Annotated in this window: 11 protein-coding genes; 3 read left to right on the plus strand and 8 right to left on the minus strand. The window is 72.7% G+C overall.

The annotated features are described in order from the left end of the window. The 7 genes from BLV96_RS50710 to BLV96_RS17525 all read right to left on the minus strand — a co-directional run. The coding region (locus BLV96_RS50710; RefSeq protein WP_143050991.1) for an FAD-dependent oxidoreductase at positions 1–134 on the minus strand (134 nt) is incomplete at its 3' end. Positions 135–210: 76 nt separating this feature from the next. Further along, a complete protein-coding gene (locus tag BLV96_RS17495; protein ID WP_086679040.1) occupies positions 211–990 on the minus strand; it encodes a hypothetical protein in 780 nt (259 codons plus the stop codon). Beyond that, the gene (gene sigM / locus BLV96_RS17500; protein ID WP_086679039.1) at positions 987–1610 is read right to left on the minus strand and encodes an RNA polymerase sigma factor SigM; all 624 of its coding nucleotides are present in this window, start codon (positions 1608–1610) and stop codon (positions 987–989) included. Before sigM ends, BLV96_RS17495 begins: the two co-directional genes overlap by 4 nt. Positions 1611–1641: 31 nt before the next feature. Then, positions 1642–3231: a protein kinase family protein gene (locus tag BLV96_RS17505; protein WP_086679038.1), complete on the minus strand. Its 1590-nt coding sequence runs from the start codon at positions 3229–3231 to the stop codon at positions 1642–1644. A gap of 81 nt (positions 3232–3312) precedes the next feature. Beyond that, positions 3313–5034 (minus strand): murein biosynthesis integral membrane protein MurJ, encoded by a 1722-nt coding sequence (gene murJ / locus BLV96_RS17510; RefSeq protein ID WP_244180379.1) that lies wholly within the window; start codon positions 5032–5034, stop codon positions 3313–3315. 1000 nt (positions 5035–6034) lie between these two features. After that, on the minus strand, positions 6035–8188 hold the full coding sequence (locus BLV96_RS17520) for a DUF6049 family protein (RefSeq protein WP_091389278.1): 2154 nt from the start codon (positions 8186–8188) through the stop codon (positions 6035–6037). Further along, positions 8185–8739, minus strand: a complete 555-nt coding sequence (locus BLV96_RS17525) for an NUDIX hydrolase (protein ID WP_167379636.1) — start codon at positions 8737–8739, stop codon at positions 8185–8187. Before BLV96_RS17525 ends, BLV96_RS17520 begins: the two co-directional genes overlap by 4 nt. A 99-nt stretch (positions 8740–8838) precedes the next feature. Between BLV96_RS17525 and BLV96_RS17530 the strand changes: the two genes are divergently transcribed. From BLV96_RS17530 to BLV96_RS17540, 3 genes are all read left to right on the plus strand, one after another. Further along, positions 8839–10281, plus strand: coding sequence for a CCA tRNA nucleotidyltransferase (locus BLV96_RS17530; RefSeq protein ID WP_086681046.1), 1443 nt, complete (start codon positions 8839–8841; stop codon positions 10279–10281). A gap of 102 nt (positions 10282–10383) precedes the next feature. Continuing rightward, positions 10384–11712: a sensor histidine kinase gene (locus tag BLV96_RS17535; protein ID WP_086681047.1), complete on the plus strand. Its 1329-nt coding sequence runs from the start codon at positions 10384–10386 to the stop codon at positions 11710–11712. A 12-nt stretch (positions 11713–11724) separates the two neighbouring features. After that, positions 11725–12567: a class I SAM-dependent methyltransferase gene (locus BLV96_RS17540; protein WP_086681049.1), complete on the plus strand. Its 843-nt coding sequence runs from the start codon at positions 11725–11727 to the stop codon at positions 12565–12567. On the opposite strand, the gene BLV96_RS17545 is transcribed toward BLV96_RS17540, so the two are convergent. Then, a complete protein-coding gene (locus BLV96_RS17545; protein ID WP_086681051.1) occupies positions 12554–14461 on the minus strand; it encodes a TNT domain-containing protein in 1908 nt (635 codons plus the stop codon). The two genes, BLV96_RS17540 and BLV96_RS17545, sit on opposite strands and share 14 nt — an antisense overlap. Positions 14462–14467 lie beyond the last annotated feature (6 nt).

The raw sequence follows: 14467 nt of genomic DNA on the forward strand, positions 1-14467 counted from the left end.
ATCAGCGCGCCGCCGAACTGCGTGCCCTCGAACACCAGCGGTTCCAGCTGGGCTCGTGCCGCGTAAACGGCAGCGGTGTATCCGGCAGGACCCGATCCGACGACGATCAGGTTCCTGATTTCTTCGGCAGCCACCCGTGACCTCCGCTCGTAGTGACCTGTACCAGGCTCAACACGATCGTAGGTGGCGGTGTTCCCAGGGTGACAGGCGCTACTTCTCCCCGACGACCTTGTCGAACAGGACGGCCGGATTACCCGGTCCGCAGTCCGCACCGAAGGCCACCAATCGGAACTGGGCGAGCTTGCCGGTGGTCAGGATGATCATGACTCCGGCCTTGCCGCCGACGTTCACCGGGCGAATGCCCTCCGGCCGCACCTTCGGGTCGAGCCCGGCGGCCGCGATGCACGCGTCCAGGCGGTCTTCGTTCTGCAGCGGGCCGAAGTCGCGGACGCCGACGGCCTTGCCGACCAGGGCCTGCGCGCCGCTGCCGTCACTGCCGACCGACGGGCCGGTGGGGGCCGGGGCCGCCACGTTCGGCGTGCCGCTCTGCTGCGCGGTGTTCGGGATCGCGATGGTCACGGCGACGACCGCCGCCGCGGCCGCGGTCAGGACGCCGGCGGCCCAGCCGAGCCGCTTGTTCCGCCGCCGCCGGGCCGCCGCGAGGTCCACCACCTGGGCGTCCTGCGGTGCCGCAGCTGCCTGCTGGGCCTTCGGAAACCTGGCCGCTGCTTCGGCGGCCAAGGCCGCGTCGAGACGGGCCGCGAACTCCGCGGGCATCGGCGGTGCGGGTGCGTCGGCGAACGAGGCCAAGTCGGCCTGCGTCGCGTCGAGGGCGGCCAGGATCTCCCGGGCCTCCGGGTCGGCGTTCACCAGCGGCCACAGCTCGGCCGCCCGCGCGTCCTCCAGCACACCGGCGTGGAGGTCGGCGAGCACGTCGACAGACCAGGGCGGACCGACGGTCCCCCCGATCCCCCGGCTTTCGTCCGTCATCGTCCCTCCCCGCTACCCGGCTGGCGCCCGGCCCGTTTGCTTTCGTGAGTTGGGACGTTCGCAATCGCATCGGGGTTCCGCAGGTGTCCGAGAACCTTCGCGAGTTTTCCACGGCCGCGCGCACACCTGCTCTTCACGGTGCCTTCGGCGATGCCGAGCATCTTCGCCGTCTCCGCGACGGAGTAGCCCTCGACGTCGACGAGCACGATCGGCGCGCGCTGGTCCTCCGGCAGCTGGTCGAGGGCCTCGCGCACGAGCAGGCTCGTCTCGCGCTCGGCCATCGAGTCGCGCGGGGTGGCCGGCTCGTTGAAGCCGGTCTCCGGCAGCGGCACCGTCGGCCGGGCCTGGCGGCGGCGGATCCGGTCGAGGCAGGCGTTCACCACGATCCGGTGCAGCCACGTCGTGACCTGCGACTCCGCGCGGAACTTGTCGGCGGCCCGGAACGCCGAGATGAAGGCGTCCTGCAAGGCGTCGGCGGCCTCCTCCGGGTCGCGGACCGTGCGCAGGGCGACCGCCCACATGCGGTCGCGATGTCGCTGGACGAGTTCGCTGAACGCATGGGGGTCCCCCGCGGCGTGAGCCGCTATCAGATCCGCATCCGTGGGAGCTGCAGCTGTCACCCGCAAGAGCCTACTGACCCTGTCGGGTGCGTCACCCCGCAGGCAGGAACGCCAGGTCGGCGATCTCCGTCTGGAACTTCCCGTCGTCGCCACCCAGCTGGGTGATCCAGACGATGAAGTACTCGCCCTGCGTCGGCTGGGCCAGCGGGATCGTCGTCTCGCCGTCCTTCAGGTCGCCGTTGCCGACGACCTTCGTGTCGTCGAAGTTCGGGTTCTTCTCGGTCGCCGAGCGGATCTCGACCTTGGTGCCCGGCGTGCCGCCCTCGACCTTCACCTGGCTGAGGTTGATCGGGTCCTTGAAGGTGACGACCAGGCCCACACCCGGCTTGATCGTGGGGAACTGCTGCTTGTACTGCTCGGTCCGCCACTGCGTTTCGGGCTTGCCGTCGATCGCGTACTTCGCCCGCGCGGTGTTGTCGCCCTTGCCGTCGGGGTTGTAGACGGCCGCGGCCTGCGGATCCACGGCGGCACCCACGGTCGGCGACGGCGGCGGAGCCGGGGCCGACGACGAGGGCGGCTGCCCGGCGGACTGGCTCGACGCCGGCGGCGCGGCGACGTTGATCGTCGGCCCGCTCGCCTTCGAGTCGCCCTGGAAGACGTTGATCAGCATCAGCCCGCCCCAGGCGAGGATGACGACCGTCGCGACCACCAGCACGGTGACGCCGAGCGCGAGCTTGCGCCGCCGGGCGACGTCCTTGACCGGCTTCTTCGTCGTCCAGACGGTGCCTTCGCCCTCGGCCGGGTCACCGCCGACGGCCTTGATCAGCTGGGTGCGCTCTTCCTCCTCGGCCACCTGGTCGAGCATCCGGAGGATGGCCGCGCTGGTGCGGATGCCGCCGTTGCCGCCGTCCTCGATCGTGCGGACGGCGAGCGACGACAGGTCGGCCGGGACCGTCGGCACCAGCTGGCGCGGCGGGACGATCCGCCCCTGCGGCGACAGCGGCGCCGGCTGGATCGCGGGCGGGCCGCCGGGCAGCGCCCAGCGCCCGGTCAGCAGCAGGTAGAGGACCGCGCCGAGCGCCTTGACGTCGTCGCGCAGCGTCGCCTCCGGCAGCGGGCCGGGGAACGCGAGCTTCAGCGCGCCGTTCGGCGTCAGCCGCAGCCGCTGCGGGTGGTCGAGCCCGAGAACGAGCCCGTTCTGGTGAGCTTGTTCGACGGCTTCGGCCAGCGCCTGCACCATCCGCGCGGCCGCGGCGGGGGCCACCGGCCGCTGCGCGACGAGGTCGACCAGGTCGCTGCCCTTGGTCCACTCGGCGACGACGACGCCGAGCAGGCCTTCGCTGGAGGTGATGCCGCTGCCGAGCGCGAGCACGTCGAGCACGCGGGCGACGCCGCCGTGGCCGAACTTGGACGCGTGCGTGGCGCGTTCGAGAGTTCGCCGGGCCAGCCGGGCGGCTTCGGGGTCGGCCGGGTCACCGACCAGCAGGGTCAGCGCGACATCCCGCTTCAGCTGCCCGTCCCGGGCGCGCCAGAGGTGCGCGTCGCCCCGCTCGTCCACGCCGAACTGCGCGAGGAGGCGGTAGCGGCCGTCGCCGACCACACGCCCGGGGGCCAGCGATCCGACCTGGGCCTTGCCCACGTGGTTCGCACCCCCCGCCTGTTCGCTCCGCCTCGTGTCCACCCTCACTCGCTCCCGCTCGATCCCGATGTCGAGGGTACCCAGAATACGACGCACGAGTCGTCGCCTTCCGTACCGGAATCGTTACCCCCGCTTGATCAACCGGGTGAACCTCGACGTGGCCGGTTTCAGCTCCTCCACCTTCAGCGCCATGAGCACGCCGAACGACACGACGATGCCCACGATGCCCTGCAGGAAGAGTTTGACCCAGGCGCCCAGCTTGGGCCCGAAGGAGTCCGGCACGACCTGGCCCACCAGCCACGCCGCGCCGACGCCGAGGGCGCTCGCGACGACCGTGAAGAGGATCACGCCGATCACCCGCTTGCTGCGCAGGTTGCCCAGCGTCACCCAGAGCCACACCTGGCCGAGGATCGCGCCGACGACGAACGTCAGCGCGTTGACCATCATGACGCCGAGCACGACGTTGTCCGGCGACAGCAGCACCGGGCACAGGTACAGCAGCGGCACCTTGACCAGCGTCATCACGATCATGATGAGCGTCGGCGTGCGCGCGTCCTTCATGGCGTAGAAGACACGCATCTGCAGCATGACCAGCGCGTACGGCAGCAGCGCGAACGCCGAGATCGCGAGCGCGTCGCCGAGGCGCTCGGCGGTGTCGATCGTGCCCTTGCCGAAGGTGAACAGCGCGATGCCGATCGAGCCGCCGACCACGGTCATCACCGCGGAGATCGGGACGAGCATCACCGTCGAGATCCGGGACGCGTACGAGAGGTCGCCGATCAGCTTCTTGTGGTCGCCGTCGGCGGCCGCGCGGCTCATCCGCGGCATGATCGCGGTCAGCAGCGAGACGCCGATGACGCCGTACGGCAGCTGGAAGAGCAGCCAGGCGTTGCTGTACGCGGTCACACCACCGGGTGAACCGCTGGTCAGCACGCGCGTGTTGATCGTGTAGCCGATCTGGCTGACGGCGACGTAGCCGAGGATCCAGAGCGCGAGGCCGCCGAACTCCTTCATCTGCTTGTCGATGCCCCAGCGCCACTTGAACCGGAAGCCGGACCGCAGCAGCGGCGGCACCAGCAGCACGGCCTGGGCGATGATGCCGCCGGTGACGCCGATGCCGAGCGTCAGCACCTTCGGGTCGGTGATCGACACGTGCGCGGTGTCGATGTCGCCGGGCATGATCCAGACGACGAGGATCGTGAAGATCACGACCAGGTTGTTGATCACCGGCGCCCACGCGGTGGGCCCGAAGATCTGCTTGGCGTTCAGCACCGCCGAGAGCAGCGCGAAGACGCCGTAGAAGAAGATCTCGGGCAGCAGCAGGTAGGCGAACGCCGTGGTCAGGTCCGGGCTCGCCTTGCCGGAGCCGTCGACGTACAGGCTGGTGAACGCCGGGGCCGCGATCACCGCGACCACCGTGCCGACCAGCAGCAGCGTGAACGCCACCGTGATGAGCCGCTGGGTGTAGGCGGCGCCGCCGTCGGGGTCGTCCTGCGAGCGCACCAGCAGCGGCACCACCACGCTGGCGAGCACGCCACCCATCAGCAGCTCGAAGATGATGTTCGGCATCGTGTTGGCGACGTTGAACGAGTCGTTCGCGATGCCCTGGCCGATCGCGGCGACCAGCAGCAGCTTCCACAGGAAGCCGGTGATCCGGCTGATCAGCGACGCGATCGCCATCCGGCCGGACGCCTTCGCCAGCGACGGCGCCTTGGCCGGTGCCTCGACCTCTTCGCCGGGCCTCGGCTTGACCAGCGGTCCCTTGAGCGCCGGCATGACCTGGGTGGCCAGCGCGTCGTACGGGCGCATGACGTCCGGGTCGGCGACCGGCCAGCGCGAGTTCATCGGGACGCCGGCGGTGCGCGGGATGAACCGCGTCGCCTCCGGGTCGGGCGGGCGCTGGGCCTCCTCCTGCCACGGCCGGACCGGCGCCGGACGCCGGGAGCCGCGGCCGCGCGGGGGCACGGGGATGCCGGGCGGCGGGGTGCCGGGGGCCGGGGTGCCCGGCGGCGGGGTCACCGGCGGGGCGGGCTGGGGCAGCCGGCCCTGGGCCGAGGGCGGGCCCTGCGGCCCGGGTCCTTGCGGTCCGGGAGGCGGCGGCACGGGCTGGACGCGCGTGGGTGCCGGGCCGCCGGCGCGGGGCGGCTGCCCGCCGCGCTGCGGAGGCGGGCCTTGCGCGGGCGGCGGGCCCGGGGGTGGGACGCGCCGGGGGCGCTGCGGCTCGCGGGGCGGGGCCTCGTCGTGGACCGGCCAGGCGTCGCTCGGGGGCACGTCGTCGCGGACCGGCTGGCCGTCGCGGAGCGGCCGCTGCTCGCGGACCACGCCGTCGTCGCGGACGGGCCGGCCGTCACGCGGCGGACCGTCTACCGGCCGGCCGTCGCGCGGAGGTGCGTCGTCGCGGGCCGGGCGGCGGGGTGGCTGGCCGTCCTCACGGGCCGGCCGCCGGGGCGGGGCGTCGTCGCGAGCGGGCCGCCGCGGGCCCCCGTCGTCGCGGGCCGGGCGGGGTGGGCCGTCTTCGCGGACCGGGCGGCGGTCGCGGACCGTCGCGTCGTCCGGCGGTGGCATCTGGCGCGTCTGCCCGTTGCGGGGCGGCTGCCTGCGCCCGCGCTCCTGAGGTGGCGGAGGCGGCTGCTGGCGGCGGACCGGGCGCGGGGGGCCGTCACCCCGTTGCGGGGGCTGAGCGCCTTCGCGCCGAGGACGACTCGCACGCTCGGGTGGTAAGCCCGGCTCTCTCTCCAACGCGTGCCCAATCCTCGGTGCTTTTCTCCGGTGCCGCGGCCGGGTGCCGCGCACGTGCGGACCAAGGGTAATCGGGAACCGCCCGGAACACGCGAACCCCGACGGATCAGTCCACGACGCCGCGACCCGACCGGGCGTCCTTCACCCGCCGGTAGATCCGCCGCGAAGCGAGCAGAAGCAGGGCCACACCTGCGGCGACGGTCGCGATGATGGTGATCGCGCCGTACTCCGTCGAGGTCAGCTCGAAGCGCGCGGATGACCCGAGCGGGGTACCGGTCGGCGTGCTCAACGACACATCGACGCTGAACCGGCCGGCCCGCAGCGCCTCCACGGGGAGGAAGTACTGCCGGCCGCCGCCCGCGGGGAACGACACCTCCTGGGCGTCGTCCGTGCGCAGGCCGATGGTGTTGTCGAGGGTGAACCGCGCGTTGATCCCGACCGGCAGGTCGTTCACGACGTACACCGGCAGCGGCGAGTTGCCGGACGCCAGCGCGATCGTCTGCCGCGGCTGCTGGACGCTCACCCGGTCGCTGATGGCCGCGATCTCGGCCTGCGCGTTCGCGGTCGCCGCGTCGGCGGGCAGACCCCGCCAGCCGGTGGAGGCGCCACGCAGCTCGGCCAGCCGGACCGGCGCGACGACGTCTTCCGGTTTCACCCGTTTGGTGGGGTCGGGTTGCATCGCCGACGCCATCCCGGTGGCCTGCCCGTCGAGCTTCGCCAGCGTCGAGACGAGGGCGGGGTCCGGGTTCGAACCGGAGTCCCGGCCGTCGCCGACCGCGCCGGTGGTCTGCGGGTCGGCGTCGAGCAGGGACGGGAGTGACGCCGCCGTGACGACGCCGGCGTTGAGGAAGTCGCCGACCTGCTGCAGGTACGCCGTGAGCTCGGCGGCCGGGGCGTCCCAGCGCCGCGGCGGGGCGACCAGCAGGTGGTCCGGGTGCTCCTGTCCGGCCGGGACGCCGAGGCCCGCGCGGAAGGCGAGCGCGCCGAGGCCGTTCTGGCTCGAGATCGCGCGCTCGGTGTTCGCGGGCACGGTGACCGAGTCTGGCACGCTCGGCACGCCCGACATCGCCGCGGAGATCAGCGAGTCGGTCGGCTGGGCCCGCACGGCCCCGCCCTGCACGGTGACGCCGCCGCCGGAGCCGGCCGGGGCCAGTTTCGCCGCGTCGGTCAGCACGGTCTTGACGCCGGCCTGGGTCAGCGCCGTGAGCACGGCCTCGTTGAGCGTGCCGTCCGGCCAGAGCACGCCGGTCTGCGGCGTGACGCCCGCCAGCTGCTGGATGGTGGCCGCCGACGCGGCCGCCTGCGCGACCAGGATCGGGTCGCCGGGGCGGATCCGGGAGACGGTGTTCAGGTCGGCGTCGGCGTAGGGCAGCGCCACCACGCACCGGCCGGTCAGCAGGGTGCGCAGGGAGGTGAGCCACGTCTTCGCGGTCTGCGCGCCCTTGCCGGGGACGTTCCCGGCGTCGGTGTGCACCTGGTAGCCGCGGCTCATCACGTCGACGGTGGTCAGCAGGTCCGGGTCGAGCGCGAAGCACATCGACTTGGCGAGGTTCGTGTCGCCGTGCACGGCCGTCGACGCCGACGTCACCAGCGCGTTCAGCCGGCCGTCGGGGCCGATCTCGTCGGCCAGCCGGTCGTCGCGCAGGACCAGCGGCTGGCCGTACGGCGCCGCGTAGACGTCCGGGACGCTGCTGGTCACCGGCCAGAGCAGGGTCATGCTCGGCGCGCCCGCCGACGAGTGGCCCGTCGCCTTGCCCGGCCGGGACAGCACCGGCATCAGCATGCTGACCGCGCCCAGCCGGGCCGGTCCGCCGAACTCCGGGGTGCCGTTGACGTTCACCAGCAGCGGGTAGACGCCGGGGCTGCCGAACTGCGCGGCCTTCGTGCCGGTCAGGTTCACCGTGATGTTCAGCGGCGCGCTCTGCCCGGGTTCCAGGACGTCCGCGACCGAGGTGAACTCGGTCAGCGGGCTGTCCTTGATGACGGCGCCCGACAGCACGTCGTTGATCCCGCGCGAAGTCGTCGCCCGGTCTCCGACCTGCAGCCGGACCTGCGGCCGGGTGACCTTGCGGTCACCGGTGTTGGTCACCGTGCCGGCGACGGTCAGCGTCGTCGACGACGTCGTGATCACGCGCGGGTTCAGCTGCGTCAGGTCGACGCGCAGGCGGGCGCCTTCCTCCGCCTGGGCCACCGTGGCTCCGGTGAGGGCGGGGACGGCCAGGAAGAGGACGGAAAGGAAGGCTGCGGCGAACCGCTTCACTCGGGGGCTCCCTCAGGGGCGTGCTCGTCTCGTCCGTGGACGTCCGGGCGCGCGAAAAGTTCCTCGATCAGCGGGCCTGCTTTCCGGACGAGCTTGCGCTCGTCGGAGTAGGCCAGCTTGGTCTCCAGCTCGGCCAGCGGGACCCAGGCCACCTCGGTGACCTCGACGTCCTCGTCGGACAGTTCGCCGCCGAGCGCTTCGAGCAGGAAGTGGTGGACGGTCTTGTGGATGCGCCGCCGCTCGGCCACGAACCAGTAGTCGATGGTGCCCAGCGGCCGCAGGACCCGCGCGGAGATGCCGGTTTCCTCCTTCACCTCGCGCACGGCCGTCTGTTCCACTGTTTCACCGTCCTCGATGTGGCCCTTGGGCAGCGACCACAGCAGTCTGCCGTGCCGGTCGAGCCGGCCGATCAGCACCGCCTGTTCGCGCTCGGCGTCCACCACGAGACCGCCGGCCGAGGTTTCGTCGACCGTGGTCAGGCGCCTGCCGCGTTGACGCCTCCGCCGCCTCCGCGGCTTCGAGGCGCCGGGGCGGCCGGCTGATCCAGACATGCTGCGATGCTAGAGCAAACGGTTGCCCCGGTAGGCTGGCTCTCCGTGTCCTGTCCGGTGGTGCCTGTAGTAATCGCACCCGAACCCAGTGGGATTTTCGTGAACGACGTGGTCGCCAAGGAGAACGCGGTGGTGGAGCTGATGCGGCTCTCCCCCCTGGCGGACGAGCTGGCCGAGAGGTTCGCCCGGGCCGGGCACCGCCTGTACCTCGTCGGCGGGAGCGTGCGCGACGCGCTGCTCGGCCGGCGCTCCGGTGATCTCGACTTCACGACGGACGCGCGCCCGGACCGGGTGCTGAAGATCGTCAGCGACTGGGGCGACGCGGTCTGGGACGTCGGGATCGCGTTCGGCACGGTCGGCGTGACCAAGAAGGGCATGCAGCTCGAGATCACGACGTTCCGCGCGGACAGCTACGACCGCGTCGGCCGCAACCCCGAGGTCACCTTCGGCGACAGCATCGAGGGCGACCTGCTCCGGCGCGACTTCACGGTCAACGCGATGGCCGTCGAGCTGGCGTCCAAGACGTTCATCGACCCGCACGACGGGCTGAGCGCGCTGCGGGAGAAGGTGCTCGACACGCCGGCGACGCCGCAGGAGTCGTTCGCCGACGACCCGCTGCGCATGCTGCGCGCCGCCCGGTTCGCCGCCCAGCTGGGCTTCACCGCCGCGCCGCGCGTGGTCGACGCGATGGCGTCGATGGCCGGCGAGATCGACCGGATCACCGCCGAGCGCGTCCAGGCCGAGCTGTCGAAGCTGCTGCTCGCGGACGACCCGCGGCCGGGGCTGGAGCTGCTCGTGGACACCGGGCTGGCCGACCGGGTGCTGCCCGAGGTGCCCGGGATGCGGCTGGCGATCGACGAGCACCACCAGCACAAGGACGTCTACCAGCACTCGCTGACCGTGCTCGCCCAGGCGATCGAGCTGGAGAAGACGCACGAGCCGACGTCGGAGCCGGACCTCATCCTGCGGCTCGCGGCGCTGCTGCACGACGCCGGCAAGCCCGCGACGCGGGAGTTCCAGCCGGGCGGCGGGGTGAGCTTCCACCACCACGAGGTGGTCGGGGCGCGGATGGCCCGCAAACGTTTGCGGGCGCTGAAGTTCTCCAAGGAGATCATCGACGACGTCTCCCAGCTCGTGTTCCTCCACCTGCGGTTCCACGGCTACGGCAAGGGTGAGTGGACGGACTCGGCGGTCCGCCGGTACGTCACCGACGCCGGCCCCCTGCTGGCCCGGTTGCACAAGCTCGTCCGCGCCGACTGCACCACGCGCAACCGCCGCAAGGCGGCCGCGCTGCAGGCGACCTACGACGACCTCGAGGCCCGCATCGCCGCGCTCAAGGCCAAGGAGGACCTCGACCGCGTGCGGCCGGACCTCAACGGCGAGCAGATCATGGAGCTGCTGGGCATCAAGCCGGGGCCGGACGTCGGCAAGGCGTGGAAGTTCCTCAAGGAGCTGCGCCTCGACCGCGGGCCGCTGGAGCACGACGACGCCGTGGCGGAGCTGAAGAAGTGGGCGGCGGAGCAGGGAATCGGAAATTCGTGACCGGTTTACTGTGAATTCCGTGGAACGCTGGACCTGACCATCGCGGATCGGTGATACTCCCTAACCTCGGTTCACCGACGTGACCAGGGGGTTGTCCGGCCGATGTCCACGGAAGCGCCGGACCCGCCCAAACCGGGCAGCTTCTTCGTGGCGCTCCTGCGGCAGGGCGCGCCTGCGATCGCGACGGCCACCAGCGAGCTCTCGGACGAGATCGGCGATCCCACCCCGATCCACGCGCTGAAGCGGATCTCGAAGATCGGCGGCCCGATCGACCCGAGCCGGCGTGACGGGCTGCTGCTGCGCGCCACCCGGTACGTCGTGCTCATCCCGCTGGCCTTCCGGCTGCTCGCCGTGCCCGGCCAGTTCGGCGTCTTCGCCTTCCGCCACGGCACGACCGGGCTGCTGCCGGTCGGGGTGTTCACCCTGCTCTCCGTCGCGGTCAACCTGATCGGCTTCCGCTGGATGTTCCGCTCGGCGCCGTACCGCGGCGGGGACGCGGGCAAGCTGCTGGCCGCCGACCTCGTCTTCACCGTGCTTTCGCCGGTGGTCCTCGCGCTGACCGTGCCGGGCGAGGCGTACTTCGACGCGCTGGCGGTCAGCAGCCTCCACCTCTTCGGCGAGGCCGGCCTGCTGACGCTCGCCCTCGGCGTGCCCAGCGGGCTGGTGTTCGGGCTGCTCAGCTTCCCGCTGCGGATGCTGGCCAACTGGCTCAACACCGGCCAGTTCCACGTCGGCGCCGCGTTCTCGACGTACTCGGCGCTGCTCGCCGAGCTGTTCCTGGCCACCGCCGCGCTGGTGCTGACCGGGCTCGGCACCCGGCTGGCGCTGGCCTACGGCACCCGCAACGGCCGGCTCGCCGAGCGGGCCCAGCAGCACCGGATGCTGCACGACACCGTGCTGCAGACCCTCGAAGCCATGGCGCTGTCCGACACGTCGAAGCCCGAAGAACGGCTGGTCGAGATCCAGCGGCTCGCCCGCGCGCAGGCGATGGAAATCCGGCACATGATCGAGACGGCGAAGTCGGAGCAGGCCGAGGCCGGCGCCCGGCCGCTGGGCGAGAAGCTCGCCGCGCTCGCCGCCGAGATGGCGCGCGACGGGCTGCGCGCCCAGCTCGTGGTGGCCGAACTCGACGACGACACGCTGTCGGAGGTCCGGCAGATCGCCATCCGCGACGCCGTGCGCGAGGCGATGCGGAACACGATGAAGCACTCCGGCACCGACCGGGTCGTGGTGCGCGTCGAGGAGCGCGAAGGCGGCATCGCGGTGATCACCCGCGACCACGGCAGCGGCTTCAGCGCGGCCGACCACCCGGCCGGGTTCGGCATCAGCGAGTCGATCACCGCGCGCCTGGCCGAGGTCGGCGGGACGTCCCGGGTCGAGTCGGGACTCGCCGGGGGCGGCACGCGCGTGACGCTGTGGGTGCCGTTCTGATATCTCGTGGACATGACCTCGATCGAGCTGCTCGCCGACGCCCTCGCCGCCCACCGCTCCGGTGACCGCGACCAGGCCGCCGAACTCGCCCGCCGCGCGGGCTCCCCGCTGGCCGACGAACTGCGGATCCACCTGGCCGGCGACGGCGCGGCGGCGGTGTACGACCAGCCGGAGGCGTTCACGGCGTTCATCCGCGGCGGCGGCAACGTCGAGCTGTACCGGCGGCTGAGCGAGGAGCTGGCCGCGCGGTACGACCGAGCGAAACCCGAATCGCTGCTCGACCTCGGCTGCGGAGACGGCCTGGCGGTCGTGCCCGCGCTGGAACGGGCCACGCACGTGCCGAGCCGGATCGACCTCGTCGAACCGTCGGCCGCGCTGCTCGACGGCGTCCGCGAGCGCGTGCCGGCGGCGACCTGCTGGCAGGCCACCGCGCAGGAGTTCCTGGCCCGCGACGACCTCGGCTGGGACCTCACCGAGTCGACGTTCGCCCTGCAGTCCATCGAGCCGGAGCAACGCGCCGAAGTGCTGCGCGCGCTGCAGCCACGGACCGGGACGCTGGTGCTCGCCGAGTTCGACGTCCCCGAGTACGTCGAAGGCTCGCCGGAGCACCTGCGCTCGCTGGTCGCGCGCTACGAGCGTGGCGTCGCCGAGTACGGCTCGGACGCCTCGCTGGTCGCGCAGGGGTTCCTGCTGCCCGTCCTGCTCGGGATCGTCTCCGGGCAGGAACGGACGAACTGGGAGCACCCGGCCGCGGTTTGGGCCGAGCAGCTGAGGACGGCGGGCTTCGCGCAGGTCGACGTCGAACCGCTCGCCGACTACTGGTGGTCGCCCGCCGTCCTGATCACTGCCTGCTGAGCGCGCCCGTCTCCAGGTGCTGGGCGAGCGGCCGCGGCAGCAGGTAGGCGACCGCGCCGCCCGGCATCCCGCTCCACGGCGCCGTCACGCCGGTCAGCACCCGCAGCGAGCGCTGCACGCGGTAGAGCCGCTTCTCGCGTTCGCGTTCGAACGCCAGCGCCGTCTCGACGAACCGCGAGCCGTCGGCGTGCACCAGGTTGCCGGTCTCGTTGCCGAACCGGACGACCGTCGTGCCCGGCGCGAGCGTGATCAGGCGCTTGCCGCGGTAGAAGTTCAACGGCGGTTCGCCGCGCATCGGCAGGATCGGCCAGTCGGCGGGCTGGTCGGACTCCTCCGCCGGGCGCGGCGGCTGCATCAGCAGCACGCCGAGCAGGAACCGGGCCGCGTCGGCGAGCGAGCCGAATGCCACCGGCTCGTCGGCCGGCGGCCGCGAGACCTCCCAGCCGTTCTCCGCGCGCCGCAGCGTCCAGACGTCGTCGGCGGGGACCTCGTTGGCGCCGATCCGGTAGGCGGACGACGGCACGCCGTGCTCGTGGAGCCGCTGCTGGAGCAGCTCCAGCGTCTCCGCGCCCTTGAGCGTCCGCACCTGCTCGCCGCGCGCGACGCGGGTGAGCGCGCGCTCGTCCGGCAGGTCCGCGTCCGTCTGCGGCGGCCGCGGCTGGCCGAGGACCTCCGCCTCCGCCGTCGCGCGGACGAGCTCGCCGACGAACGGCGGCCGGAAGCTCATCGCACGCGCGTGCTCGACCAGCTCCGGCTCCGGCGGCACCCCGTACTTGCGCAGGTAGTGCGGCACGGCGGCGGGCCAGATCCAGGTGCCGTCGGTGTGGAACGCGTTCGGCACGTCCGGCTTCGCGCCCGGCGCCCCGAAGATGTCCGGCAGCGGCGCGGGCCGGTGCAGCGCGACCGGCGCCCGGAACAGGTAGTCGAGCAGGCCGCGGACCTGGTCCGCCGGCACCGGCGGCCGGTTGACCACCGGGCGCTCGCCTTCGGCGTGCGAATCGGCGGTTCGGGCCAGCCGGAACGTGACGTCGAGCGGCAGGCCGGCCTTCGCGGTCAGCCACGCCGGGACGTGCTTCGGCGTCCGCGGGAAGGTCGCCAGCTCCAGCTCGTAGGCCGCGGTCGACGGGCGCCCGCCGTCGTTGGGCGGCACCCGCCAGTCCGGCTCGCGGTCGGCGTCGAAGTCGAAGTCGAACTGCGACTCGGCGTCGAGCGTGAAGGTGCCCTGGAACCAGGTGCCGGTCTCGGGCTGGAACATCGCGGCCCGCAGCCTGGCGAAGAGCCCGCCGAGCCTGGGCACCGCCGGCAGTGAGACCGACACCGGGCCGTCCTCGTCGCCGACCGCCCGGACCTCGATCTCCGAGTAGTCCCCGACCTGCCGGAACTGCGCGCCGACGCGGGCCCAGCCGCCCGGCACCGTGTGCAGCAGCGTCCGGCCGATCGCGCGCAGCAGCGCGTTCTGGTCTTCGGTGCCCGGCTGCGGCCGCGCCTCCGGCGTCTCGGTGAAGTCCAGCCGCGTCTGCCACAACGCGGTGACCTGCTTGGCGGGCACCGTGACCGAGAAGTCGGTCAAGCCCAGCTGTGCCGCGCGGGCGGCGTCGTCGCGGACCCAGCGCAGCGTCAGCTCCGGCCGCGCGCCCGGCGCGACCTCGAAGACCTCGTCGTCGTAGGCGGCGAAGGTGCGCAGCGTGAACGTCGACGGCACCTCGCTCGCCGGCACGACCTTGGCGGGCCGGTCGTCGAACTCCTTGTCGAAGCCCTCCGGCGCCTCTTCTTCCGGCAGCACCGACAGCAGCACGGTGCCGTCGGTCGTCGAACGCTGCGCCCGGAACGTCCCCTCGCCCCACGTCGCGTACAGGCCGTCCGGGCGTTCGGCCACCTCTACCCGGTAACGCACGTTTCG

Source organism: Amycolatopsis pretoriensis (assembly GCF_900107925.1).
GTDB lineage: Bacteria > Actinomycetota > Actinomycetes > Mycobacteriales > Pseudonocardiaceae > Amycolatopsis > Amycolatopsis pretoriensis.